Genomic DNA, 24030 nt, shown 5'->3' on the forward strand with positions numbered 1-24030 from the left:
GCGAGGAGCAGCTCATGTCGGTGCGCATCGGACGATCCCTGATCGGCCCCGGAAACCCCGTCTACGTCATCGGCGAGATCGGCCTGAACCACAACGGAGACGTCGAGATCGCCAAGCGGCTCATCGACGTCGCCGTCGAGTCGGGTGCGCAGGCCGTGAAGTTCCAGAAGCGGACGCCCGAGATCGCCACGCCCGAGCACATGCGCGACGTGCTCCGCGAGACGCCGTGGGGCACGATGACCTACCTCGAGTACCGGCACCGCGTCGAGTTCGGCGAGGCGGAGTACCTCGAGATCGCCTCGTACGCGATGCGCGCGGGGGTCGACTGGTTCGCCTCGCCGTGGGACGTCCCCTCGGTCGCGTTCCTCGAGGGACTCGATGTCGTCGCCCACAAGGTGGCCTCGGCCTCGATCACCGACCTCGAGCTGCTCGACGCGCTCGCCGCGACGGGCAAGCCGATCATCCTCTCGACGGGCATGTCGACCATCGAGGAGATCGACCGGGCCGTCGACCGCCTCGACCGCGACCGGCTCGTGCTCATGCACGCCACGTCGAGCTACCCGATGCCCGAGCACGAGGCGAACCTGCGCATGATCCAGACGCTGGGCTCGCGGTACCCGGGCGTGCCGATCGGGTACTCGGGCCACGAGCGCGGCCTCCAGATCTCGCTCGCCGCGGTCGCGCTCGGCGCCGTCGCCGTCGAGCGGCACATCACGCTCGACCGGGCCATGTGGGGGTCCGACCAGGCCGCCTCGCTCGAGCCGCAGGGGTTCGATCACCTCGTGCGCGACATCCGCATCATCGGCGACGCCATGGGCGACGGCGTCAAGCGCGTGTTCCCCGGCGAGGAGGCACCGCGCGCCAAGCTCCGTCGCGTGCCCGCATGATGTTCGACCGGTCGAGGTCCGCAGGTGCAACGGATGCCGCGGGCCGGCGCCTGCTGGTCATCGCCGACTCCGACTCGTACGTGAAGTGGGGTGCGACCCTCGCCTCGACGCTGCCGCCGCATTGGCGCGTGCAGCTCGTCGTGCTCGCCTCGCCCGTGCAGCCGAGCGCGACGCAGCTCGCGCACGCGCTCGCAGGCACGGCGTTCTCACCGACCCGCACCCGGATCCTGCACCTCGACGATCTCGACGGGCTGCTCGACGTGTTCGATCCGCATGCGGTGCTGCTGTCGCTCCGCGGTCCGTTCGTGCGCGTCGTCGCTCCGCTCATCGAACGTCGTCCGAATCGACCGGTGCTGGTGAGCGGGTTCCCGGGCCTCACGATCCCGGCGGTGCCGAAGGCGGTGGTCTACCGCGAGCAGACCGACCTCGTGGTGCTGCACAGCCGCCGCGAGGTGCGCGAGTTCCGGGCGAACGCCGCCGGACTCGGACTCGGCACGACCTTCGCGCTCGCGACGCTGCCGTTCCTCGCGGGCGCGGGCGCGGGCGCGGGCGGAGGCGCGCGTGCGACGGCCGACGGCCCCGATCAGGGAACGACGGATGCCGCGGCCGCGCCCCGGAGAGACGGTGCGGACCGGCCGGGGGCCCGCCCGGAGGCATCCGCCCGCACCGACATCGTGTTCGCGACCCAGGCCAAGGTGCCCGCGGAACGCGAGGACCGCGTCCACCTGCTCGGCGCGCTCGCCGAGCTGGCACGCCGGCGACCCGACCGGCGCGTCGTCGTCAAGGTGCGTGCCCGGCGCGGCGAGGCCCAGACGCACGACGAGTCGTTCGACTACGCCGACCTCATGTCCGAGGTCGACCCGCCCGCGAACCTGGTGATCGAGGACGGCCCGATGGCCGAGAAGCTCGCGCGGGCGTCCGCGCTCGTCACCGTCAGCTCGACCGCCGTGCTCGAGGCCGTGGCGCTCGAGCTCCCTGCGCTCGTGATCCAGGACTACGGCGTCTCGGCGGCGATGATCAACCTCGTCTTCGAGGATTCGGGGCTCATCGGCTCGACGGCCGACCTCGTCGAGGGTCGCTTCAGGTCGGCGGATGCCTCGTGGCTGGCCGACAACTACTTCCACGACCGGGAGGCGGCCGACTGGGTGCGTCGGCTCGACGCCTTCATCGAGGCGCGCGAGATCGTGCCGCTCGCGCGCCTGGAGCGTCGGCGCGACCTGTCGGGCGGCGTGCTGCGGGCGGCGTTCGAGCGGCGGCGCATGCTCGGCTCGCACGATCGCAGCGTGCTCGGCACGCTCGCGTGGGGCGTCGGGGTTCCGGCCCGCGGCGTCGTGCGCCGAGTGCGGCGCCTGCGTTCGCGTTGGGAGCGCCGCGGCGTGCCCACGGCGGTGCGGGAGCGGGTGGCCGGATGGACGCCCGAGTCCGTTCGTGCGTCTGAAGCCGGGTCGGTGACCTCGGAACGCTCAGCCGACGGCGGACGCGTGCCGCTCGGCATGGCCGAGGTATGACTCGGCGTTCCGGCGGATGCCCGCCTGTTCGTCTTCGGTGAGCTCGCGCCGCACTTTCGCGGGCACCCCGGCGACGAGCGAACCCGGCGGCACGACGGTGCCCTCGAGCACGACGGCGCCGGCGGCGACGAGCGAACCGGCGCCGATGACCGCGCCGTTCAGCACCGTGGCATTCATGCCGATGAGGCAGTCGTCTTCGACCGTGCAGCCGTGCAGCACGGCGCCGTGCCCCACCGAGACGCCCGAGCCCAGCACCAGCGGGAACCCGCGGTCCACATGGCACGCGACGGTGTCCTGCAGGTTCGAACGCTCGCCGATCGAGATCGGTTCGGCCTCGGCGCGGAGCACCGCGTTGTACCAGACGCTCGCCTGCGCGGCCAGGCGCACATCGCCGACGAGCACCGCGCCGGGCGCGACGAATGCCGTCGCGTCGAGGACCGGGGCCGGCACTCCGGCGAGGGCGAGGATGCGGGCCGACGGTTCTGCGCTCATGGCGCCAGCCTAGCCGCGGTCGGCGCGCCGGCTTCGGGAGAGCGAGATGCGCACGAGCCGGTACAGCGCGCCCGCGGCGAAGACGGCGAGGCCGCCGACCACGGCCTCGACGGGCAGGGTGACGACGAGCACGAGGCATCCGATCGCCCCGGCGGCACTCAGCCACCGCGGCACCCGACGTTCGGCCCGTGGCTGGGTCAGCGCGGCGGCGTTGGCCACGAGGTAGTACGCCAGCACGCCGAACGAGCTGAACCCGATCGCGCCGCGCAGGTCGACGAGCAGCACGAGCGCCACGATCGCCGCGGCGACGACGATCTCGGCGACCCACGGCACGCGCGTGCGTGCGTGCACCGACGCGAGCGGAGCGGGCAGCTCGCGGTCGCGCGCCATGGCGAGCGTCGTGCGCCCGATGCCCGCGATGAGCGCGAGCATCGCGCCGAACGCCGCGACGCCCGCGGTGACCTGCACCACCGGCACGAGCCAGGTCCATCCGCTCACGACCACGAGATCGGCGAGCGGCGCATCGCCCGATGCCGCGAGCGCGGCGGGGCCGAGCACGAGCAGCAGCAGCACCGCGAGGGCCGCGTACAGGGCCATGACGATGCCGAGCGCGATCGCGATGGCGCGCGGGATCGTGCGGGCGGGTTCGCGAACCTCCTCGCCGAGCGTTGCGATGCGCGCGTAGCCGGCGAACGCGAAGAAGAGCAGTCCGGCCGACTGCAGCACGCCGTACCAGCCGAGTGCGGGTGCGTCGATGCCCTGCTGCTCGGGCACGCCGTCCGTGAGCAGCTGCCCGGCGCCGGCGACGAGCACGAGCCCGAGCACGGCGAGCACGGCGGTCACGATCACGGTCGCCGCCTTGGCGGTGCGCGTCACGCCGAGCAGGTTGACGCCTGCGAGCACGAGCACCGCGAGCACGGCGACCGGCTTCTCCCAGGCCGTCGGCACCAGGTAGTCGGCCGCGATCAGCGCCATCGCGGCGCAGCTCGCGGTCTTGCCGACCACGAAGCCCCACCCGGCGAGGAACCCGGGCCATTCGCCGAGGCGCTCGCGCCCGTAGCGGTAGGCGCCGCCCGACTCGGGGTACCGGGCGGCGAGCTGGCCGGTCGAGCTCGCATTCGCGAACGCCACGAAGGCGGCGATCGCGAGGCCGGCGACGAGCCACGCCCCGGCCGCCTGGGCCGCCGGTACCCACACCGCGAACACGCCGGCCCCGATCATCGACGCCAGTCCGATCGCGACGGCGTCGCGCAGGCCGAGGTGTCGGGCGAGGGCAGGGCGGTCGGTCACGGTCGCACCCTACGGCATGCGGATGTCGCGGCGGTGGCCGGCGGCATCCGCCCGACTTCGTAGGATCGACCCATGCCCACCACGCCCAGCCACCCCGCCGTCGACCGCGTCGCCGAAGCCCTCGCGGGCCACGGCCTCTCGCCCGAGATCGTCTGGTTCGACGACGCCGTGACGACCGCCCCGCTCGCCGCCGACGCACTCGGCGTCGAGGTCGGGCAGATCGCGAACTCGCTCGTGTTCACGCTCGACGGCGAGCCGATCCTCGTGCTCACGTCGGGCGCGCACCGCGTCGACACCGACTGGCTCGGCGCGCAGCTCGGCGGAAGCATCGGCCGTGCCACGAAGGAGACGGTGAAGGACGCCACGGGGCAGGTGATCGGCGGCGTCGCCCCGGTCGGCCATCCGTCGCCCGTTCGCACGATCGTCGACGTCGACCTCGCAGGCTACGACCGGGTGTGGGCAGCCGCGGGGCACGCGAAGACGGTCTTCCCGACGAGCTTCGACGAGCTCGTGCGCATCACGGGCGGCACGCCGCACGCGGTCGAGCCGGGAGCGATCGCATGACCTCGACGTCGGTCTCCTGGCCGCGCCGGGCGGGCGAGCTCGAGCTGCGGCCGCCGACCCGTGCCGACCTCGATGGCGTGCTCGCCTGGCGCAACGATCCCGCGGTGAAGCGCTGGCTGCTGCGCACGACGGTCGAGCCCGAGGCGTTCACGACGGCGTGGCTCGACAGCGTCGCGGACCCCGACCAGCACGCCGTCGTCGCCGTGCTCGACGGGCGCGTCGTCGCCACCGGATCGCTCGACGTGCACGACGGCATGGGGCAGTTCGACGGCGACGACTGGCGCAGGGCCGAGGGCCTGCTCGGCTACCTCGTCGACCCGGCGCACGCCGGCCGCGGCTTCGCGACCGACATCGCCCGCACGCTCCTCGACCTCGCCTTCTCGGAACTCGGACTTCACCGCGTCACGGCCGGCTGCTTCGCCGACAACCGCGCGTCGTGGCGGGTCATGGAGAAGCTCGGCATGCGCCGCGAGCAGCACGGCGTGCGCGACTCGTGGCACGCCGAACTCGGGTGGGTCGACGGCTACACGTACGCGATCCTCGCGGAAGAGTGGTCCTCGCCCGGAGCCTGAGCCCCGGCTTCGACGTCGGCGCGGGCGCAGGGTCGGACCTCACGCGTCGCGACCGATGTCACGCGTCGCGTCCGACGTCACGCGTCGCGACCGACCTCACGCGTCGCGTCGGGCGCCCTCGCTCGGTCGCACGACGAACGTCGTCGGCTCGCGGTAGCCCTGCGCGGCGAAGGCGGCCCTCACCTCGCGTTCGACGACGGGCACGAGCGCGTCGATCACGAGCGCGATCGCCGATCCGCCGAAGCCGCCGCCGGTCATCCGGGCGCCGATCGCGCCCTGGGCCTGCGCGGTCTCGACGGCGAGGTCGATCTCGGGCACCGTGATCTCGAAGTCGTCGCGCATCGACACGTGCGAGGCGTCGAGCAGCGGGCCGATCGCACCGGCGCCGTGTTCGCGCAGCGTGCGCACGGTGTCGAGCACGCGCTGGTTCTCGGTCACGATGTGGCGCACGCGGCGGAAGGTCTCGTCGTCGAGCACGCTCGCGGCCCGCTCGAGGTCGTCGACGCGCACGTCGCGCAGCGAGTCGACGCCGAGCGCGCGAGCACCCGCTTCGCACGAGGCGCGCCGTGCCGCGTAGCCGCCGGTGGCGTGCGCATGCGACACGTTCGTGTCGATGACGAGGATCGAGAGGCCGTCGGCGACGAGCCCGAGCGGGATCACCTCGGCGTCGAGGCTGCGGCAGTCGAGGAACACGGCCGCGTCGGCGTGCGAGAGGAGCGAGGCCGACTGGTCGAGGATGCCGGTGGGCGCGCCGACCACGCGGTTCTCGGCGAGTTGGCCGACCTTGGCGAGCGTCGGCCGGTCGAGGCCGAGTCCCCAGTGCTCGTCGAGCGCAAGGGCGACGGAGCACTCGATCGCGGCCGACGACGAGAGACCGGCGCCGACGGGCACGGTGCTCGAGATGTGCAGGTCGACGCCGCCGACGTGCTCGAGGTCGGCGCCGAACTGCGAGAGCGCCCAGACGACGCCGAGCGGGTACGCCGACCAGCCCTCGAGCTCCTCGGGGGAGAGCTCGTCGAGGTGCACCTCGACCGGGTCGGGGGCGAACGTCGACGAGACGCGCACGAGCCGGTCCGCGCGGATGCCGAGTGCGACGCTCGCACGCTGGTCGATCGCGAACGGGAACACGAAGCCGTCGTTGTAGTCGGTGTGCTCGCCGATGAGGTTCACCCGGCCGGGCGCCGACCACACGCCGACGGGCTCGTGGCCGGTGCGCTCGATGAATCCGCGGGTCGCGGTCTCGACGGGGTTCTCGGTCATGCGGGGGTTCCTTCGGTCTCGGATGCCGCGGCATCCGTCGTCGCGTTCGTCTGGGTGTCGTCGTCCGCCGCCGCGGCGATCGCCCTGCGGAGCGCGTCGGCGGCGGCCTCGGGTGCGACGTCGCCGATCCAGGCGCCCTTGGCGGCCTCGGACCCGGCGAGGAACTTGAGCTTGTCGGCCGCACGGCGAGGGCTCGTGATCTGGAGCATCAGCCGCACGTCGTCGCGGTGCTCGTGCACGGGCGCCTGGTGCCAGGCCGCGATGTAGGGCGTGGGGGAGTCGTAGAGCCGGTCGATGCCGCGCAGCAGCTGGAGGTAGAGCCCGGCGAGCTCGTCGCGTTCTGCGAGCGTCGTGGCGGCGAAGTCGGGCACGTGGCGGTGGGGCAGCAGGTGCACCTCGATGGGCCAGCGCGCGGCGAACGGCACGAACGCGGTCCAGTGCTCGCCCGAGAGCAGCACGCGGGGGCCGTTGCGCTCGCGCTCGAGGATGTCGCCCATGAGCGTGGGGCCGTAGTCGTCGATCGCGGCGAGCAGCCGCTCGGTGCGCGGCGTGATGTAGGGGTAGGAGTAGATCTGGCCGTGCGGGTGCGGCAGGGTGACGCCGATCTCGCGGCCGCGGTTCTCGAACGGGAACACCTCCTGCACGCCGGGCAGGGCCGAAAGCGCGGCGGTGCGGTGCGCCCACGCCTCGATCACCGTGCGCGCGCGCGAGCGCGAGAGCGAGCCGAACGAGCCCTCGTGCTCGGGGCTGAAGCACACGACCTCGCACCGGCCGATCGAGGTCTTCGTCCGCTCGAGGCCGACGCGACGGAGGTCGGCGAGCGCCTCGGCGTCGGAGGCGCCGGGTTCGGCGAGCGCGGGACCGAACGAGGGGGAGCGGTTCTCGAACACTGCGACGTCGTACAGGCTCGGGATCTCGGACGGGTTCTCGGGGGTCTGCGGCGCGAGCGGGTCGAGGTGCGCCGGCGGCAGCATGACGCGGTTCTGGCGTGCTGCGGCGATCGAGACCCATTCGCCGGTGAGCGGGTCCTGACGCATGTGCGCGTTCGCCGGGCGCGGGTCGAGCACGCGGGCGTCGACCGAGCGCTCGGCCGCGAGCACGGTGTCGGCGTCGTCGAAGTAGATGAGGTCGCGACCGTCGGCGAGCTGCGCCTGGCGTACCGCGATGGCGGGGTCGAAGACCGGTTCGGTGTCATGCACGCGGCCACCCTACGCGTTTTTCGTTTTGCAAACAACCGGGTTTCGTATTGCAAAACGCCGCCGGTTGATTGAAGATACCGACATGACGGATGCCGCGCACGAGCCACTGCCCGTTCCCGCGTCGTCCGCCGCGACGCTCCCCGCCCCGGAGCGCAGGCAGCGGGCGCTCGCCCTCGTCGCCGAGCGCGGATTCGTGCGCGTGGCCGAGCTCAGCAGCGTGTTCGGCGTCACCACCGTCACCGCTCGGGCCGACCTCGACGCGCTCGAACGCGGAGGCTCCATCCGGCGCGTGCACGGCGGAGCCGTTCCGCTCACCTCGCTCATCGAGGCCGAGCGGCCCGAACGCGAGCCCAGCTTCGAAGAGGCGCTCGCGGCATCCGTCGAACCGAAGCGCCTCATCGGCCTGCACGCGGCCTCGCTCGTGCGCAGCGGTCAGAGCATCATCCTCGACGTCGGCACGACCACCCTGCAGATCGCAAGGTCGCTGCGCGCCAGGGCCGACCTCGAAGACCTCACGATCTTCACGAACGGACTCTCGATCGCCCTCGAGCTCGAACCCGAGATCCCGAGGTTCACGGTCATCGTCACCGGCGGCAGCCTCCGCCCGAAGCAGCACTCGCTCGTGCACCCGCTCGCCGGATCCATGCTCGACGAGGTGCACGTCGACCTCGCCTTCATCGGCTGCAACGGCGTCGACCCCGTGCACGGCGTGACCAACGCCAACCTGCCAGAGGCCTCCGTGAAGACGCTCATGCTGAAGGCCGCGGCGCGCTCGATCGTCGTGGCCGACGCCACCAAGCTCGGCGAGGTGCACCTCGGGCGCATCGCCGCCGTCGACGCCTTCGACACGCTCGTCACCGATGCCGCAGCGCCCTCCGCCCTCATCGCCGAACTGGGCGAGGTCGGCCTCGCGACGGCCATCGCGCGAGACCCTAGAGTTGAGGCATGACGCTTCCCACGGGCGAGCAGTTCGTGCTCGAGACCTCGACCGCGAGCGGTGACCTCCGCGCCACGATCACGGCCGTGGCCGCCGGCATCCGCAGCCTGAGCATCAACGGCATCGACCTCGTTCCCGAGTACGCCGAAGACCTGCCGACCCCCATGGGCGCCGGCATCGTGCTCGTGCCGTGGCCCAACCGCATCCGCGACGGCGTGTGGCGCGACGACGACGACGTCGAACACCGGCTCGCGATCACCGAGCCCAAGTTCAACAACGCGATCCACGGGCTCCTGCGGTACGCCGAGTACCGCGTGGTCGACCAGCAGCGCGACTCGGTGACCCTCGCAGCGAACATCTACCCGCAGCTCGGCTATCCGTTCCTGCTCGAGACCGCGGTGCACTACGAACTCGTGTCCGACGGACTCCGCGTCACGCACCACCTCGAGAACCAGGGCGGCGAGGCCGCGCCGGTCGCCATCGGCACCCACCCGTACCTCAAGATCGGCGACGTGCCGACGGGCGACCTCGTGCTTCGACTCGACGCCGCGAGCCACATCGAGGTCGACGACCGCCTGCTGCCGACCGGCGAGGTGCCCGTCGACGGCACCGAGTGGGACCTCCGCGAGGGCCGCCGCGTCTCCGAGCTCTCGCTCGACGACGCCTTCGGCGAGGTCACCGCGCACGACGGCGAGGTGCTCCACTCGCTCACCGCGCCAGACGGACGCAGCGTGTCGATCTGGGCGAATGACGAGTTCGCGTACGTGCAGGTCTACACGACGCACCGGTTCCCGGGCGAAGACGGCCAGGTCGCCATCGCGATCGAGCCCATGACCGCGCCGGCCGAGGCGTTCAACTCGGGTCGCGGCTTGCGCCGGCTCGACCCCGGCGAGGCCTGGGAGCTCTCGTGGGGCATCCGTTTCGAGGGCTTCAGCGCCGAGTAGCCGAGCAGGCCGCGCCGGTCGGCAGATCTGCCTGCCCGAGTGTTCAGCCGGTCCGGCAGCTCAGCCCGTCGAGCAGGTGCCGGAGTCGACCAACTGCTCCAGCGAGGCCGCATCGCCGGCGAACGAGGTCAGCGTCGACACCGGGATCGCGAAGCCGACGTTCTCGACGCTTTCCGACTTCGCGAAGACCACGCCGGCGACCTCGCCGTCGCCCGTGAGCACGGGTCCGCCCGAGTTTCCGTGGTCGACGTCGGCGGCCAGCGTCATGACGTCGCGCGTCGCGGTTCCGTCGCCCTCGCGGAAGGTCACCGCCCCCACCGACATGACCTGGCCGGGCCGCAGTTCGAGCGGCCCGCCGAACGGATAGCCCGCGACCGCGACGGCGTCACCCGTTGCGGCATCCGTCACCGTCAACGACGCCGCGTCGAGCCCGTCGACCGCGATGACCGCGAGGTCGAGGTCCGCGTCGAACGCGACGATCCGACCCGAGCGCGCTTCGAGGCCGGGCGTCTCGACGACCGGCTCGTCGACCCCGGCCACGACGTGCGCGTTGGTCACGATGCGGTCGGGCGCGATCACGAATCCGCTGCCGGACATCGACACGCCGCACTCGAACGCGGTTCCGGTGATCCGGACCACGGATGCCGCGGCCTGCGCGATCTCGGGATCATCGACGCCGCCCGAGGGCAGCGTCGGGGCGTTCGGCGGCACCTCGAGCACGTCGACCAGCCACGGCAGGGCCTCGCCGACCGCCGCGGATCGCACTTCGGCGAGGAACCGCTGGGCGGGCGTCGGGGTGATGGCCTCGATCGCGCCCAGCACGCGCGATCCCGCGATCGCCGGCGACAGCACTGGCACGCCCATCGCCGAGACCCCCGAGGCGACGAGCAGCAGGACGAAGACGGTCACGAGCAGGTTGCCGACGGCGCCGAGGATCCGGTCGACGACGCCGAGCTTCACGGCCACGGCGCCGCGGCCGAGCACGGCGCCGAGCGCGCCGCCGGCCGTTCCGCCGATCGCGACGAGCACGAGCGCGGAGCCCAGTGCGGCGGGCGCCCGCCACTCGGGTGCCGCGACGAGGCCCATGACCCACGGCATCACGAAGGCCGCGGCGACCGCGCCCAGCAGCACGCCGATGAGGCCCGCCGCCGTGCGGAGGAGGCCGGCGCGGTACCCGTTCACCACGGCGCCGATCAGCAGGAGCACGAGCAGCACGTCGAGCAGCAGGCTCCAGTCCATGTTCCTCCAGTGCTCGATGCGGTGATCCCGGGTGACCGGTCGAGGACTCCTCGGCCGGCGCCGCGCTCGGACCGTGCAGCGCGGACCTCAAGCCTGCGGCATCCGCCTCGGAACCTGCTGAACCGCACCGCGGCGAGGCCCGAGTTCACGGTTTCCACGACCGGACGCGCACCTGCCCCCGCGACCTCGTGGGCGGCCCACAACCGCCCCGGCCGGCGGGGGTGCGTCGGTTAGCCTCGGAGTGGCCGCGCTGTCGGCCCAACACCACGATCACACGATGAGGAGTGACATGCGCGTCGGGATGTTCCTGAACTATGCGGGCGGGTTCCGCGAGGTGGCCGACGAGGTCGCCGAGCTCGAGCAGGCGGGCGTCGACCTCATCGCCGTGCCCGAGGCGTACTCGTTCGACGCCGTCAGCCAACTCGGCTTCCTCGCGGCGCGCACGACGAGGATCACGCTCGCCTCCGGCATCCTGCAGCTCTACACGCGCACGCCCACGCTCACGGCGATGACGGCCGCCGGACTCGACTACGTCTCGGGAGGCCGCTTCGAACTGGGCATCGGCGCCTCGGGGCCCCAGGTCATCGAGGGATTCCACGGCGTGCGCTACGATGCGCCGCTCGGCCGCACGCGCGAGATCATCGATATCTGCCGCATGACCTGGCGTCGCGAGCCCGTCGTGCACGAGGGGCGGAACTACTCGATCCCGCTGCCCGCGGGCGAGGGCACCGGACTCGGCAAGCCGCTGAAGCTCATCAACCACCCCGTGCGCGAGCGCATCCCGATCACGGTCGCCTCGCTCGGCCAGAAGTCCGTCGAGCAGACCGCCGAGATCGCCGACGGCTGGCTGCCCATGTTCTTCCACCCCGAGAAGGCGACGGATGTCTGGGGCGACGCGCTCGCCGCAGGCACGGCGAAGCGGTCGGCCGACCTCGCCCCGCTCGACGTGTTCGCGAGCCCCGCGCTCGCGATCACCGAGGACCCCGACCTCACAGCCCTCGCCCTCGCCGCCGCCAAACCGCAGCTCGCGCTCTACGTCGGCGGCATGGGTGCGCGCGGCAAGAACTTCTACAACGACCTCGTCGCGAGCTACGGCTTCGAGGCGGATGCCGCGCGCATCCAGGACCTCTACCTCGAGGGTCGTCGTGAGGAGGCCGTGGCCGCCGTGCCCGACGACCTCGTGCGCGCGATCTCGCTCATCGGCTCCACGTCGGAGGTCGCCGAGCGCGTCGCGGCGTTCCGGCAGGCGGGCGTCACCACGCTCGCGGTCACGCCGCTCGCGCGCAACTCGGCCGAGCGCATCGCGCTGATGTCGGGACTGCGGTCGATCGTCGGTTGAATCCTGCGTGGATCGACGCGTATTCCGGCTCTGATCTGCTTCCGGGGCGGCGTTCGCGCGTGTGCGAGTCGTGGTCGCGCTCTCACGTGAACCGTTTCACGACGGGCGCCGCGACTTTTGCCGAACCGGCTCGAAAAGTCCCTGAAAAACACTGGTGTTCGCGCGTCCAGAAGCGTACGGTGAATCCCAATTCGCACGGAGTCGTGCGGACCAAGGGGACACTTGGGGAGGGGCCGTCGGGGCGGGAGCGCCACCTTCGAACGAGGGCGAACTCCCGCCAGACGGTGTCCCGGTTCATCCGATCGAGTCTGATCACGATCGATCGCCGAGATCGGCAGTCTGCGCCGTCGGATCGCGGTGGGCCCCGTGGGGCTCGAACCCACGACCCGCGGATTAAAAGTCCGCTGCTCTGCCAACTGAGCTAGAGGCCCGCGTCACCACATTACCCGGTGCGAAGGGCCGGTTCGTGCCCAGATCGCACGCGGCGAAGCACGGTGCCGGCCGCCGGCGCGACGCCTCCAAGCGGCGCACATCGTGCAGCCGACGAGGCGAGCACGGCATCGACGCGGGTACCCTTGACGGCAATGGCTTCCGACGACTCCTTCCACCGTCCGACCAAGTTCCCGCCGCACGTGTTCGACTCGTACCTCGGCGGCGAAGACCCTGCGCGGCTCAGCCGAATGGCCCACGACACGGCCGCGGCCCTGCTCGCGCGTGTTCGCGAGGACCCCGATCCCGAGGTGATCGCGCGCCTCGTCTCGTACACCGACGAGCACGGCATCGACGCGATCGCCGAACTCTGGTCGCAGGCGTCGGCGAAGAGCCTCCCGGGTGCTCTCTGGCGGGTCTACCTGCTGCGCACGCTCATCCGGCAGGATCCAGAGGGAGTCAGCCTCGGCTACCAGCGGGGTGCCGAGATGTCGCACACGATCGATCAGGTCGTCGCGGGCGCTCCTGCTCCGGCGGGGCCCGACGAGGTGCGCGAGCTCGCCGACCGCATCCTGCACGGGCTCTTCGTGGGCGACTTCGCGGTCGCGCTCGACCGGGCTGCCGCGTTCTGCCGACTCGTGTCGGCCGGGTACACGAGCCTGGCCGACGACGCCGACGCGGTCGACCACGTGCACCCCGAGCGCTCCCGCAGCCTCACGCAGCGTGCGCTCCGGCTCACGCAGCTCGCCGACGAGCTCGTCGCCTGCGCGCGGCTCTGGCGTCGCGACGCACTCGACTGAGCCGAACGCTCGCCGATGCCGCGAGCCGGGTCCGTGCGAACGGGCGGATGCCGCGGCATCCGCTCGCCGTCGCCTCACGCCGGATCGGGCATCGCGGAATACCGCACCCCCTCGCCTCGTTTACACTTGACGTGGCCGGCCGCAGTAACCCCGGGCTCCAATATTCGCCGCTCCGAGCGGCCTCGCGCCGAGAGGCGTTCCTGCGGCCGGCCTCATCATGCCGGCGCCACGTCGTGGCCTGCGGGTTCAGCCCGCCGCCTCGACGGTGAGGACCTCCGCGACCGACTCGCCCCACACCGTCGTGCGGAGTGCGAGGTCGGTGCGGCCCCCGCGCCCGGCGGGGGAGTGCGTCTCCACGTACCGGCCGGGCCGCACCCGGGCGTCGTGCGCCCAGAGCTCGTCGAGCTCGATCTCGGCGGCCGCATCGCCGGCGTCGGCGGCGACGGTGAGGCGGGCGACCAGGTCGGTGAGCTCGACCTGCTCGGCGGTGAGTTCGTCGCCGGGGAAGGCCATCGCACCCCAGCCGTCCCACAGCAGCACCTCGCAGCACTGCCGGTGCGCGAGGTCGGCGATCACGTAGCGGTGCACGAACGACGGCCCGTGGAACGGCGTCCCGGGTCCGACGCCGTGGTCGGCGAGATCGGTGCGTCCGGAGCGGTACTCCAGCCAGGCCTCCGCGGCCGTGCGGAACCCCGCGTGCCCGCCGCGCGGCAGGTCGTCGACCGCGAACGCGTACCCCGCCTGCTCGAGCTCGGGGTCGAACCGGCGCCAGCGCTCGGCTGCCGCATCCCACCGTTCGGCGACGACGTGGTCGTGCCGGTACCCGGCCGAGAAGTACCCCGCGAAGCCGAGCCGGGTGCGCGCCGGGATGCCGTGCTCGCGCAGGATCGCGACCGCGAGCAGCGAATGGTCGCGGCAGCATCCGCCGAGCCGGCACGCCGGCGGACGCGGGGCATCGAGCGCACCCGCCTGCCGAGCGGTGAGCGCGTCGAGCTGCGACGAGACCCATCGTCGATCGATGTCGTCGACCTGCTCGGGTCCGACGCCGCCGGGCGTCGCGCGGTAGTGATCGACGAGACCCTCGACCGTGCGGTGCAGCGCGGCGAAGTCGGTGCCGACGCCGCGCAGCAGGTCGGCGTGCGATCCCGGATCGGTGAAGGGCGAGTGCGTGCGATACCGCGCGAGCAGTGCCTCGGCGATCGACGAGGAGGGCGCCGCGCCGACCTCTGTGGCGGCTGAGGCGGCTGAGTCGGTGACGTGCTGATCGGTCATGCGCCCGAGCGTACGGTCGGCCCCAGGGGCGGGGTCAAGCGCGCGCACCGGATGCCGCGGGCGGGCCTCGTCGTCGACCGGCGGCCGACCGAGGTCACGGACCCGCGATCGGCAGTGCGATCGTCGCGACGACCTCGCAGGGCGACGTGCTCCACGGGCGTTCGTACAGCTCGCGTGGAGCGCCGGTCGCGCCGCCGCGCCGTTCGGCCGCTCGCGTGACGGCGTCGTAGAAGCGCAGCAACGACGGGTACACGAGCTCGGCGGCGGTGACGTCGACCGCGACGTACGCGGTGGCGGGGTGCACGCGCAGCACGATCTCGTCAGCCGGATCGCACGTGTCCGAGTACGGGACGACGACCTCGACCCGACCCGGCAGCCCGTGGCCGACTGGATCGTGGAAGACGAACCAGTGCGCGTCGGCCGGCCGGGCCCCCTGCTCCGCGAGGTGCCGGCGCAGCGTGATGACGCCGGCGATCGAGGTGGGCACGAGCTCGGCCTGCTCGACCACGTGCGTGATCGACGCGACCTTGAGGGCCGGCCGCTGGGTCGCGTGCACCCGCGCGTCGACGGCGCTCGCCGAGGCGGGATCGAGGTGGGCGAGGGACGCGGCATCCGTCACGAGGTCGACGACCTGGCTGCGTTCGGCGAACACGGCCCGCTCGTTCGACCACCAGTCGGTGAGCGCGCCGCGCAGTGCGTCGGGCGGTGCGTCGAGCAACGCGTGCACCCTGGCCAGCGGCACGCCGATGCGCCGCAGCGCCTGGATCGACCTGGCCCGCGCGAGTTCGGCCTCGCCGTAGCGGCGGTAGCCGGTGACCTCGTCGACCGCGGCGGGCACGAGCAGGCCCCTCGCCTCGTACACGCGCAGCGCCTTCAACGACAGCCCGGACGCACGACTCATCTCGCCCGTGCCGAGTTCGTGCATGGCTCGACCGTAGCGCTCCCGGACGACCCCGGCGAGCCCTCGGGCGGCGGTGCGACGCGCGCGGCCGGGCGGCGGCATCCGCGTAGCATCGAGGCATGACCGTCACCCTGCTGCTCGAGCCGCTGCCCGCCGACGCCCGCCTCGACGACCTCGCGTCGACGTTCCGCGAGGTGCCGGCGGATGCCCCCGCGCTGCGCGTCGGCGAACTCTCGACGCAGCGCGGCGACGGGGTGTTCGAGACCATCCAGGTCGTGAACGGCCACGCGCAGGAGGTCGGGCCGCACCTCGAGCGGCTGCGCAACTCGGCGGTCATCTGCGAGCTGCCCGCACCGAACCTGCCGCAGTGGCGCGCGGCCATCGCCGAGGCGGTCGCGCTGCTGCCCGACACCGGCGAGTTCGCGCTCAAGCTCGTGCTGAGCCGAGGCGTCGAGCACGGGCCGGCGCCGACCGCGTGGCTGCACGCCGCGCCCGCGGCCGATTTCAGCCGGCCGCGCGAGCAGGGCATCAGCGTCGTCACCCTCGACCGCGGGTACGCGCACGACGCGGCCGCGAACGCGCCCTGGCTGCTGCTCGGTGCGAAGACCCTGAGCTACGCCACGAACATGGCGGCGCTCCGCGAGGCGCACCGCCGCGGTGCCGACGACACGATCTTCGTCTCGTCCGACGGGTTCGTCATGGAGGGCCCGACATCGAGCGTGATCCTGCGCCACGGCGACGTCTACTCGACCCCCGCGCCATCTGGCGCGATCCTGCACGGCACGACGCAGATGAGCCTGTTCGACCACCTCGCCGAGACCGGCCGCCAGACCGAGTACCGCGACATCCGCGCCGACGAGCTCGGCACGGCCGATGCGCTCTGGCTCGTGTCGAGCGTGCGCCTCGCCGCGGGGATCACCGAACTCGACGGTGCCGCGTTCCCCTACGACGCCGAGACGACGCGGGCGTTCAACGCCTACCTGCTCGAGCCGCGCGACTGAGCCCACCGCCCGAGGCCGACCCTTCGCGCGAGCCGGCGGGGGCTCGTTCGCGTCCCCTGAACGGGGAATTGCGATCGGGTGAATTCCCTCTCGACTCTTGTTTGTAAACGTTGCTAACATAACCGCACGCGATCAGTGAAGTGAGCGGAGGCGATGCAACGCATGGACGAGATCCGCACCGGGCCACGACACCGATCGAGCGTCGAGGCGTTCGAGAACTCCAACACCATCGTCGAGTTGCTCGCCAGGCACCGGCTCGTCGTCGCCCCGCACGTCGCCTCGCGACTGGGGCTCGCGCTCGGCGGCGACGCCGACGCCATTATCGAGGTCACGACGCTGCTGCGCACCTCGCAGCGGCTCGGCCTGTCGGTGCTGCCCGACCCGTTGCCGCTCGTGCCTGCGATCGCCGCGGCGGTCGGGCCGCAGGGCGACATCCTCGCCGACTGGGAGCGTCAGGCGCTCGTGATCGCCGCGGTCTGCACCGACGACCGCAGCGACGTGCTGCTCGCAGCGACCGGCCGGAGCATGTCCGAGCTCGTCGACGGCCGGCTCAGCCGCCACCTGCTGCTCGTCGCGGGCCACTTCGCGTTCGCCGACCCCCGCATGCGCATCTGGGTGCACGCCGAGGCCTCCCTCGCCGACCGCACCGCCGCCCACGAGCGGCTCGCCGGCGCCTATGTGGGGCTCGGCAACGACGAGCAGGCCGTGTGGCATCGTTCCCTCGCGACGCTCGAGGGTTCACCCGACCTGGTCGCGCCCCTGCTCGAGATCGCGAGGCGAGCGGATGCCGCGGGCGAGGCCGAGCGCGCACACGCCGTCGCGCGGGAGGCCGAGAGCCACGCATCGGGGGAGCAGGCGGCACTCGCGCGGCGCGTCGCCGGTCGGGCCGCCCTGCACGGCGGGTTCGTCGAGGATGCGGAATGCTGGCTCGGCGAGGTCCTGGCCCAGGGCGACGATCGCGGTCGGGCGAGCGTGCTCGGCGAGTCCCTCGTGGCCACGGCGCTGCTCCACGGCGACGTGGCCGAGGCCGAGCTCGATGCGCAGCTCGAGCAGTTCGAGCAGGCGGCAGGCACTCGCGGCGCGTCGCAGGCCTCGAGACATGCTCGTGCGCTCGTGCGCGCGATCGCCATCGCCGCCGGGCTGCTCGCCGAGCGAGGGGCGATGCAGCGGGCGGCGCGTCGCCTCGACCAGGCGGCGGCGCTCATCGACCGCCACGGACTCCCCGTCGACGATTGGGCGGTCGGGCACGCGTGGTACCGATTGTTCGCCGGCGGCGGACCCGACGCCGAGCCGTCCGGCGCCCCGGCTGTGCCCGCGGCTGCGGCCGCGGCCGGTCCAGGCCACGCGACCTCGACCGGCGAGGAGTTGCCCGACGGTGCTCCGGTCGGCGGGCTTCGGGCCATCGCCATCGCCCTCGAACGCGGGCTCGGCGGCGATCCGTCCGGCGCCGTGCGGTGGCTCGGCGCACGCCGCACGGCGACTCCGATCGACGAGTGCGCCGCGGTCACGGGATTCGAGCGCTCCCCGCTCGTGCGTGCGGAGCGCGCGGTCGCGATCGCCCTGCTCGACCTCTGGGCCGGCGAGGTGAGTCGCGCCGCGAACGGATTGCGCCAGGCCGCCTGCGACCTGCCGATCGCCTTCGCGTTCGCCGGGCTCGGCGCGGCGCTCGCGCGCAGGCTCGAGCTCGTCGCGACCGGTGAGATCGGGCCGTGGGCGCGAGCGGTCGAGGCGACGCTCCCGCCGACGGCCACCTGCGTGCGACGCGAGGACCTCGTCGACCGGGCCGTCGAGGCGCACCTGCACGGTCGACGCTCCGAGGCCGAGACGCTCGTGGCGCTCGCCGACGAACGGGCGAGGAGCGGCTTCGGAGCCGGGTTGCACATCCCCGGACTCGATGCGGCCACCGAACACGCGGCGCACGACCATGGCGCGACCGAGCGCTCGGCACGGCCGTCGCCGGCGTCCGACGCCGATCGTCGCGGCATCGCGAGGCGATCGCCCGACGCGCGGCTCGCGAGCTGGCTGCGCCACCGCATGCGCGGCATCGGACGTGCCTGCTTCGATGCGGAGTACGCGGCGATCGCCGAACAGGCCCGCTCGATCCGGTCGCCGTACGAACGGGCACGAACCGAGCTCATGCTCGCGCGCGTGTGCGCGGCGTCCGGCGCCGTCGACGCAGCCGCACGCCACCTCGTCGCCGCTGAGCACCTCTTCGCCGACTGCGGCGCCACCGGATGGCTGCGCGCGGTGGCGGCCGAGCGGGTGGCGCAGATCGCCGCCCGGCGGGGCGCGGCGGCATCGGTCACCCTGGCCGGCGAGGCGCGTACGGCCACCGCCGAGGCGACGCGTCCGCAGGCCCCGTCGGTCGCCGGGGCGACCGGGCCGAGCGATGCCGGGGCGGTCGGGCGCGGGCCCGCGGCATCCGAAGACCATGCTCCGGGCGACATGCTCGACGAGTGCCGAGCCGCGTGGGCCGAGGTGCTCACCGAGCGCGAACTCGAGGTCGCGATGCTCGTCGTCGAGGGCTGCTCGAATCGCGAGGCGGCGTCGAGGCTGTACGTGTCGGTGCGCACGGTCGAGGTGCACGTCGGCCGCGTGTTCACGAAGCTCTCGGTGCACTCGCGGGTCGAGCTTGCGGTGCTCGCGCACCGGATGCACGGGCGCCTGTCGTCATCGCGTACGTAGTCCTGCGTATGCGTGGATCCGCTGATTCGCGAGACGCTGCGTCGCCGTAGCGTCGGGCTGCCCGCGTCCGTGCGGGAACACATCTCGATTCAGACAGGAACGACATGCGAACTCCCACACTCACGCGCGCGCGGCTCGTCGCCGCCGTCGCCGGGGTCGGGCTGCTGCTTGCGGCGTTGATCCCCGCGACGATCGCCAATGCCGCCGAGCCCTGCGCCCCGGCGTGGAACGCGGCGACCGCGTACTCCGGCGGCGCCAAGGCCTCGTACCAGGGCATCAACTACACCTCCAAGTGGTGGACCCAGAACAACGTGCCCGGCACCGAGCAGTGGGGCCCGTGGGCGAGCAACGGCGTGTGCGGCACGACCCCCGAGCCGACGCCGACCCCGACGCCGACCCCGACGCCCACGCCCGACCCCGGAACGGGCACGCCCTGGACCACGAACCCCGATGAGAAGTGCCGCCCCGACGGCCTCTACCAGACCCCCGGCGTCGACGTGCCGTACTGCTCGGTCTACGACGAGCAGGGTCGCGAGAAACTGCCGAACGGCCTGAAGAACCGCGTGATCGGCTACTTCACGAGTTGGCGCACCGGCGTGAACGGCGCACCCAGCTACCTCGCGAGCGACATCCCGTGGAAGAAGCTCAGCCACATCAACTACGCGTTCGCGCACATCGACGCGCAGGGCAAGGTGTCGGTGAACCAGGCCGTCGCCGGCAACGCCGCGACCGACCTCACCTGGCCGGGCGTCGCGGGTGCCGAGATGGACCCGACGCTTCCCTACAAGGGGCACTTCAACCTGCTGACGAAGTACAAGAAGGCCAACCCGGGCGTGAAGGCGCTCGTCTCGGTCGGCGGCTGGGCCGAGACCGGCGGCTACTTCGACGCCGAGGGCGACCGCGTCGCCGACGGCGGCTTCTACACGATGACCGACTCGCAGGCCAAGATCGACGCCTTCGCCGACTCGGCGGTGCAGTTCATCCGCACCTACGGCTTCGAGGGCGTCGACATCGACTACGAGTACGCGAACTCGAACGGCAAGGCCGGCAGCCCCGACGACTTCACGTTCTCCGAGCCGCGCCGGGCGAAGCTCTGGGCCGGGTACGAGTCGCTCATGAAGACCCTCCGCGAGAAGCTCGATCGCGCGGGCGCGGCCGACGGCGAGCACTACCTGCTCACCGTCGCGGCACCGGCATCCGGCTGGCTGCTGCGCGGAGCCGAGGTCTACCAGGTGACCCCGTACCTCGACTACGTCAACATCATGAGCTACGACCTGCACGGTTCGTGGAACGACTACGTCGGCGGCAACGGCCCGCTCTTCGACGACGGCAACGACCCCGAGCTCGCCGCGGGCGGCGTCTACGGGGCCTACAACAACATCGGCTACCTCAACACCGACTGGGCGTACCACTACTTCCGCGGCGCGATGCCGGCCGGCCGCATCAACGTGGGCCTGCCGTTCTACACGCGAGGATGGGACGGCGTGCAGGGCGGCACCAACGGCCTCTCCGGCAAGGCGCCGCTCGCCGACCAGACGAAGTGCCCGCCCGGCACGGGACCGACGATCGGCGGCACGTCCAAGTGCGGCAACGGCGCGGTCGGCATCAACAACCTCTGGCACGACCTCGACAAGACCGGGGCGGAGGTCGGCGCCGGGGCGAATCCGATCTGGCACGCGCTCAACCTGCAGAAGGGCGTCGTGGGCGACTACGCGGCCTCGTACGGGGCGCCGACGTCGATCACGGGCACCTACACCCACCACTTCGACCAGACCACGAAGACCGAGTGGTGGTGGAACGCCACCACGAAGACCTTCCTCTCGGGCGACTCCGACCAGGCGGTCAGCGCGAAGGCCGACTACATCGCCGACAACGGCATCGGCGGCGCGATGATCTGGGAGCTCGCGGGCGACTACGAGTACAACGCCCAGAAGGGCCAGTACGAGATGGGTTCGACCCTCGTGTCGCTCCTGCACGACCGGTTCGCGGCCTCGCAGCCGTACGACGCGACGAAGGCCAACGTCGAGATGCCGACCAAGGCGATCGACCTGCAGGTGTCGTTCGGGGACTTCGCGCTCGGCGACAGCAACTACCCGATCAACCCGAAGGTCACGTTCACCAACAGGTCGAGGACCGCGATCCCCGCGGGTTCGACGATCACGTTCGACACCGCCACGAGCGACACGGGCGCAATGGGCGAGCAGAACGGCTGGGGCATCACGAAGGTGTCGAGCGACCACACCGGGTCGAACGTCGGAGGCCTGAAGGGCGACTTCCACACGTACACGATCAAGGTGCCCTCGGGAGGGATTCCGGCGGGCGGCAGCGTCTTCACGAAGCTCTCGTGGCGACTGCCGATGGCGCAGATCTCCAACCTCCGGGTGAAGGTCGGCACCGAGACGTTCGCCACGCTCTACGACCTGCCGAGGGGCGTCACGGTCGTCGAGCCCGTCGCGGGCGGTGGCGCCGGCGGCGGCACCGGCGGAGGCGGCACGGGCACGTGCGACGCGCCCGCGTGGAGCGCCACGGCGATCTACACCGGCGGTCAGCAGGTGTCGTACAACGGCTCCGAGTACACCGCGAAGTGGTGGACCCAGGGCAACACGCCGGGCACGAACGACGTGTGGGGCACCGCGACCGCCTGCTAGCCGTCGCGACCGCATCGCCGCAGTCGAGGCCGGGTACGTAGTCCTACGTACCCGGCCTCTCGCATGCCCGGCCGAACATGTGGATCGTGCGGACGCCGCCACGCGGCATCCGCTCGTAGCTTGACGACGAGGGGCGCGACCGCGCCCGTTCCTCCTCGACGAAGGACACCATGCAGAGACAGAGAAGCACGCGATGGGGCCTGCGCACGGCGCTCGCCACCGTCGCCACCGGCGCACTCGTCGCCGGACTCGCCGCGGTCGGTTCGGCCCTGCCGGCCGCCGCCGCCCCCGAGCAGGCGCCCAGCGCCGTGAACGGCTACCGCAACGTCGGCTACTTCGCCCAGTGGGGCGTCTACGGGCGGGCCTTCCAGGCCAAGCAGCTCGAGACCTCCGGAACGGCCGCCGACCTCACGCACATCAACTACTCGTTCGGCAACATCAACTACCAGACGCTCGAGTGCTTCATCGCGAACAAGGCGCAGGGCACCGGGCCGAACGGCTCCGACGGCGCCGGCGACGCGTGGGCCGACTTCGGCATGGGCTACACCGCGGCCAACTCGGTCGCCGGCACCGCCGACACCTGGGACCAGCCGCTCGCCGGCTCGTTCAACCAGCTCAAGCAGCTGAAGGCCAAGCACCCGAACCTCAAGGTCATGATCTCGCTCGGCGGGTGGACCTGGTCGAAGAACTTCTCGAAGGCCGCGGCGACGGATGCCTCGCGCAAGAAGTTCGTGAAGAGCTGCGTCGACCTCTACCTCCGAGGCAACCTGCCGGTCATCGACGGGCGTGGCGGCACGGGCGCGGCAGCGGGCGTGTTCGACGGCATCGACATCGACTGGGAGTGGCCCGGATCGCAGAACGGCGAGGTGGGCAACTTCGTCGACGAGGTCAACGACAAGGCGAACTTCACGGCACTGCTGAAGGAGTTCCGCACCCAGATCGACGCTCTGACCGCCGAGAACGGCCACCCGTACCAGCTGTCGGCGTTCCTGCCCGCGAACCCCGCGGACATCGCCTCCGGCGGCTGGAACGACCCCGAGAAGTTCCGCTACCTCGACTACGGCAACATCCAGGGCTACGACCTGCACGGTGCGTGGAACCCGACGCTCGTCGGCCACCAGGCGAACCTCTTCGACGACCCGGCCGACAGCCGGGCGCCCGCGCAGCGGTTCAGCGTCGACAAGGCGGTCAAGGAGTACCTGAAGACCGGCATCGATCCCAAGCAGCTCGGCATCGGCCTCGCCGCATACGGTCGCGGCTGGCAGGGTGCGAAGTCCTCCAACGCCTGGACCTCGGCGACGGATGCCGCGCCCGGCACGTGGGAGAAGGGCAACGAGGACTACGACAAGCTGAAGACCCTCGGCACCGAGTACTACGACGCCGCCCTCGGCGCGGCCTGGCGCTTCGACGGCAACCAGTGGTGGAGCTACGACAGCGTCAAGTCGACGACCCGCAAGTCGCAGTACATCGTCGACAACGGCCTCGGCGGCGGCATGTGGTGGGAGCTCGACGGCGACCGCAACGGCGAGCTCGTCGGCACCCTCGCCGACAAGCTCCGCGCGGCGAAGAAGGGCCCTGCGACCGACCCCGTCGGAGGCACGACGCCCACGACCCCGCCGACGACGCCCCCGACCACGCCGCCCACGACGCCGCCCACCGGCGGCTGCACGGCGGCGGCCTGGACCGCCTCGGGCATCTACACCGGTGGCCAGAAGGTGTCGTACAACGGCTCGGAGTACTCGGCCAAGTGGTGGACGCAGGGCGAGACGCCCGGCTCCGCCGCGGTCTGGGCGCTCGTCGGGGCGTGCACCACGACGCCGCCGACCACCCCGCCCACCACGCCGCCGACCACGCCGCCCACGACCCCGCCGACTGATCCCGGCAGCTGCACGGCCGCGGCCTGGGCTGCGGCGACCGCCTACAGCGGCGGCGCGGTCGTGAGCTACCAGGGCTCGACCTACAAGGCCAAGTGGTGGACGCAGAACAACGTCCCCGGCGCCGAGCAGTGGGGCCCGTGGGAGAAGCAGGGCGCCTGCTGAACCGCGGGTGACGACGGTCGGGAG

Annotated in this window: 19 protein-coding genes and 1 tRNA gene; 12 read left to right on the forward strand and 8 right to left on the reverse strand. The window is 72.2% G+C overall.

Annotated features, from left to right (window positions below):
* The first annotated feature begins 14 nt into the window (after positions 1-14).
* Both BM342_RS07075 and BM342_RS07080 read left to right on the forward strand, forming a co-directional pair.
* Positions 15-887 (forward strand): N-acetylneuraminate synthase family protein, encoded by an 873-nt coding sequence (locus BM342_RS07075; RefSeq protein WP_092964711.1) that lies wholly within the window; start codon positions 15-17, stop codon positions 885-887.
* Positions 884-2395, forward strand: a complete 1512-nt coding sequence (locus tag BM342_RS07080; protein ID WP_092964712.1) for a DUF6716 putative glycosyltransferase — start codon at positions 884-886, stop codon at positions 2393-2395. Before BM342_RS07075 ends, BM342_RS07080 begins: the two co-directional genes overlap by 4 nt.
* On the opposite strand, the gene BM342_RS07085 is transcribed toward BM342_RS07080, so the two are convergent.
* Positions 2351-2887 (reverse strand): gamma carbonic anhydrase family protein, encoded by a 537-nt coding sequence (locus BM342_RS07085; protein ID WP_092964713.1) that lies wholly within the window; start codon positions 2885-2887, stop codon positions 2351-2353. The two genes, BM342_RS07080 and BM342_RS07085, sit on opposite strands and share 45 nt — an antisense overlap.
* 9 nt (positions 2888-2896) lie before the next feature.
* Complete coding sequence (locus BM342_RS07090) at positions 2897-4177, reverse strand: APC family permease (protein ID WP_092964714.1); 1281 nt, start codon at positions 4175-4177, stop codon at positions 2897-2899.
* A gap of 72 nt (positions 4178-4249) precedes the next feature.
* Between BM342_RS07090 and BM342_RS07095 the strand changes: the two genes are divergently transcribed.
* Complete coding sequence (locus BM342_RS07095) at positions 4250-4741, forward strand: YbaK/EbsC family protein (RefSeq protein WP_092964715.1); 492 nt, start codon at positions 4250-4252, stop codon at positions 4739-4741.
* Entirely contained in the window at positions 4738-5313 is a 576-nt protein-coding gene (locus BM342_RS07100) for a GNAT family N-acetyltransferase (RefSeq protein WP_092964716.1), read from the forward strand. Before BM342_RS07095 ends, BM342_RS07100 begins: the two co-directional genes overlap by 4 nt.
* A gap of 96 nt (positions 5314-5409) precedes the next feature.
* Here BM342_RS07100 and galK read toward each other — a convergent pair whose 3' ends face one another.
* The gene (gene galK / locus BM342_RS07105) at positions 5410-6573 is read right to left on the reverse strand and encodes a galactokinase (protein WP_092964717.1); all 1164 of its coding nucleotides are present in this window, start codon (positions 6571-6573) and stop codon (positions 5410-5412) included.
* Complete coding sequence (gene galT, locus BM342_RS07110) at positions 6570-7772, reverse strand: galactose-1-phosphate uridylyltransferase (RefSeq protein WP_092964718.1); 1203 nt, start codon at positions 7770-7772, stop codon at positions 6570-6572. The genes galK and galT overlap by 4 nt, the downstream gene beginning before the upstream one ends.
* Positions 7773-7854: 82 nt before the next feature.
* Between galT and BM342_RS07115 the strand changes: the two genes are divergently transcribed.
* Positions 7855-8721 (forward strand): DeoR/GlpR family DNA-binding transcription regulator, encoded by an 867-nt coding sequence (locus BM342_RS07115; RefSeq protein WP_092964719.1) that lies wholly within the window; start codon positions 7855-7857, stop codon positions 8719-8721.
* Positions 8718-9653 carry an aldose 1-epimerase family protein gene (locus tag BM342_RS07120; RefSeq protein WP_092964720.1) on the forward strand — a complete coding sequence of 312 codons (936 nt, stop codon included), beginning with the start codon at positions 8718-8720 and terminating at the stop codon, positions 9651-9653. Before BM342_RS07115 ends, BM342_RS07120 begins: the two co-directional genes overlap by 4 nt.
* A gap of 60 nt (positions 9654-9713) precedes the next feature.
* Here BM342_RS07120 and BM342_RS07125 read toward each other — a convergent pair whose 3' ends face one another.
* Entirely contained in the window at positions 9714-10892 is a 1179-nt protein-coding gene (locus tag BM342_RS07125; protein WP_092964721.1) for a MarP family serine protease, read from the reverse strand.
* Positions 10893-11181: 289 nt separating this feature from the next.
* On the opposite strand from BM342_RS07125, the gene BM342_RS07130 reads away from it, so the two are divergent.
* On the forward strand, positions 11182-12231 hold the full coding sequence (locus tag BM342_RS07130; RefSeq protein ID WP_092964722.1) for an LLM class F420-dependent oxidoreductase: 1050 nt from the start codon (positions 11182-11184) through the stop codon (positions 12229-12231).
* A 358-nt stretch (positions 12232-12589) separates the two neighbouring features.
* On the opposite strand, the gene BM342_RS07135 is transcribed toward BM342_RS07130, so the two are convergent.
* Positions 12590-12662 (reverse strand) — tRNA-Lys (locus BM342_RS07135).
* 153 nt (positions 12663-12815) lie between these two features.
* Between BM342_RS07135 and BM342_RS07140 the strand changes: the two genes are divergently transcribed.
* Positions 12816-13460, forward strand: a complete 645-nt coding sequence (locus BM342_RS07140; RefSeq protein WP_092964723.1) for a DNA-directed RNA polymerase subunit beta — start codon at positions 12816-12818, stop codon at positions 13458-13460.
* A gap of 246 nt (positions 13461-13706) precedes the next feature.
* Here BM342_RS07140 and BM342_RS19450 read toward each other — a convergent pair whose 3' ends face one another.
* Together BM342_RS19450 and BM342_RS07150 are read right to left on the reverse strand one after the other, a co-directional pair.
* Positions 13707-14732, reverse strand: a complete 1026-nt coding sequence (locus tag BM342_RS19450) for a transglutaminase-like domain-containing protein (RefSeq protein WP_143109782.1) — start codon at positions 14730-14732, stop codon at positions 13707-13709.
* 94 nt (positions 14733-14826) lie between these two features.
* Complete coding sequence (locus BM342_RS07150; protein ID WP_177232096.1) at positions 14827-15657, reverse strand: MerR family transcriptional regulator; 831 nt, start codon at positions 15655-15657, stop codon at positions 14827-14829.
* Positions 15658-15752: 95 nt separating this feature from the next.
* On the opposite strand from BM342_RS07150, the gene BM342_RS07155 reads away from it, so the two are divergent.
* The 4 genes from BM342_RS07155 (at position 15753) to BM342_RS07170 (ending at position 24006) form a co-directional block, all read left to right on the forward strand.
* The gene (locus BM342_RS07155; protein WP_092964725.1) at positions 15753-16634 is read left to right on the forward strand and encodes an aminodeoxychorismate lyase; all 882 of its coding nucleotides are present in this window, start codon (positions 15753-15755) and stop codon (positions 16632-16634) included.
* Positions 16635-16796: 162 nt separating this feature from the next.
* Positions 16797-19319, forward strand: coding sequence for a helix-turn-helix domain-containing protein (locus BM342_RS07160; protein WP_143109783.1), 2523 nt, complete (start codon positions 16797-16799; stop codon positions 19317-19319).
* Positions 19320-19423: 104 nt separating this feature from the next.
* On the forward strand, positions 19424-21967 hold the full coding sequence (locus BM342_RS07165) for a glycosyl hydrolase family 18 protein (RefSeq protein WP_092964727.1): 2544 nt from the start codon (positions 19424-19426) through the stop codon (positions 21965-21967).
* 170 nt (positions 21968-22137) lie between these two features.
* A complete protein-coding gene (locus BM342_RS07170; RefSeq protein WP_143109784.1) occupies positions 22138-24006 on the forward strand; it encodes a glycosyl hydrolase family 18 protein in 1869 nt (622 codons plus the stop codon).
* The last annotated feature ends 24 nt before the right edge of the window (positions 24007-24030 follow it).

The sequence above is a fragment of the Agromyces sp. CF514 genome, assembly GCF_900113185.1.
In the GTDB taxonomy this organism is placed as follows: Bacteria; Actinomycetota; Actinomycetes; order Actinomycetales; family Microbacteriaceae; genus Agromyces.

What these genes read in the sequence shown, in the direction of transcription:
- BM342_RS07125 (WP_092964721.1), bottom strand. Translation starts at nt 10,892, where the DNA reads ATGGACTGGAGCCTGCTGCTCGACGTGCTGCTCGTGCTCCTGCTGATC.
- BM342_RS07160 (WP_143109783.1), top strand. Translation starts at nt 16,797, where the DNA reads ATGGACGAGATCCGCACCGGGCCACGACACCGATCGAGCGTCGAGGCG.
- BM342_RS19450 (WP_143109782.1), bottom strand. Translation starts at nt 14,732, where the DNA reads ATGACCGATCAGCACGTCACCGACTCAGCCGCCTCAGCCGCCACAGAG.
- BM342_RS07100 (WP_092964716.1), top strand. Translation starts at nt 4,738, where the DNA reads ATGACCTCGACGTCGGTCTCCTGGCCGCGCCGGGCGGGCGAGCTCGAG.
- BM342_RS07170 (WP_143109784.1), top strand. Translation starts at nt 22,138, where the DNA reads ATGCAGAGACAGAGAAGCACGCGATGGGGCCTGCGCACGGCGCTCGCC.
- galK (WP_092964717.1), bottom strand. Translation starts at nt 6,573, where the DNA reads ATGACCGAGAACCCCGTCGAGACCGCGACCCGCGGATTCATCGAGCGC.
- BM342_RS07080 (WP_092964712.1), top strand. Translation starts at nt 884, where the DNA reads ATGATGTTCGACCGGTCGAGGTCCGCAGGTGCAACGGATGCCGCGGGC.
- BM342_RS07085 (WP_092964713.1), bottom strand. Translation starts at nt 2,887, where the DNA reads ATGAGCGCAGAACCGTCGGCCCGCATCCTCGCCCTCGCCGGAGTGCCG.
- BM342_RS07120 (WP_092964720.1), top strand. Translation starts at nt 8,718, where the DNA reads ATGACGCTTCCCACGGGCGAGCAGTTCGTGCTCGAGACCTCGACCGCG.
- BM342_RS07075 (WP_092964711.1), top strand. Translation starts at nt 15, where the DNA reads ATGTCGGTGCGCATCGGACGATCCCTGATCGGCCCCGGAAACCCCGTC.
- BM342_RS07150 (WP_177232096.1), bottom strand. Translation starts at nt 15,657, where the DNA reads ATGCACGAACTCGGCACGGGCGAGATGAGTCGTGCGTCCGGGCTGTCG.
- BM342_RS07140 (WP_092964723.1), top strand. Translation starts at nt 12,816, where the DNA reads ATGGCTTCCGACGACTCCTTCCACCGTCCGACCAAGTTCCCGCCGCAC.
- BM342_RS07155 (WP_092964725.1), top strand. Translation starts at nt 15,753, where the DNA reads ATGACCGTCACCCTGCTGCTCGAGCCGCTGCCCGCCGACGCCCGCCTC.
- BM342_RS07130 (WP_092964722.1), top strand. Translation starts at nt 11,182, where the DNA reads ATGCGCGTCGGGATGTTCCTGAACTATGCGGGCGGGTTCCGCGAGGTG.
- BM342_RS07165 (WP_092964727.1), top strand. Translation starts at nt 19,424, where the DNA reads ATGCGAACTCCCACACTCACGCGCGCGCGGCTCGTCGCCGCCGTCGCC.
- BM342_RS07115 (WP_092964719.1), top strand. Translation starts at nt 7,855, where the DNA reads ATGACGGATGCCGCGCACGAGCCACTGCCCGTTCCCGCGTCGTCCGCC.
- BM342_RS07095 (WP_092964715.1), top strand. Translation starts at nt 4,250, where the DNA reads ATGCCCACCACGCCCAGCCACCCCGCCGTCGACCGCGTCGCCGAAGCC.